We start from the raw sequence: 314 nt of genomic DNA on the forward strand, positions 1-314 counted from the left end.
CTCCTCGACCGTCACGAGCTCCTCGTTGAGGATTTCCATCCCTTCCTCCCAGTTCGTTCCCGCCAGGCGGACGACGACCGGCTTCGGGATCTCGTCGAACTGCTCGAGCGCCTCGTTGATCCCTTTCGCCACCTCGTCGCCGCGGGTGATGCCACCGAAGATGTTGAACACGACGGAGTCGACGTTATCATCGGAGAACACCATGTCCAGCGCGTTGGCGATGCGTTCCGCCTTCGCGCCACCGCCGACGCCGGGCCCCCTGCCGGTTTCGGGGCAAGTGTCGGCCGGGTTCCTCAGCGAATGGTCTACGTTGG

At 64.3% G+C, this 314-nt stretch carries 1 pseudogene; it reads right to left on the reverse strand.

Going from position 1 to position 314, the window contains the following annotated elements:
- Positions 1 to 314, reverse strand: a pseudogene (locus tag D5687_RS11200) (hypothetical protein); the annotation flags it as partial.

Source organism: Guyparkeria sp. SCN-R1, assembly GCF_003932495.1.
In the GTDB taxonomy this organism is placed as follows: Bacteria; Pseudomonadota; Gammaproteobacteria; order Halothiobacillales; family Halothiobacillaceae; genus Guyparkeria.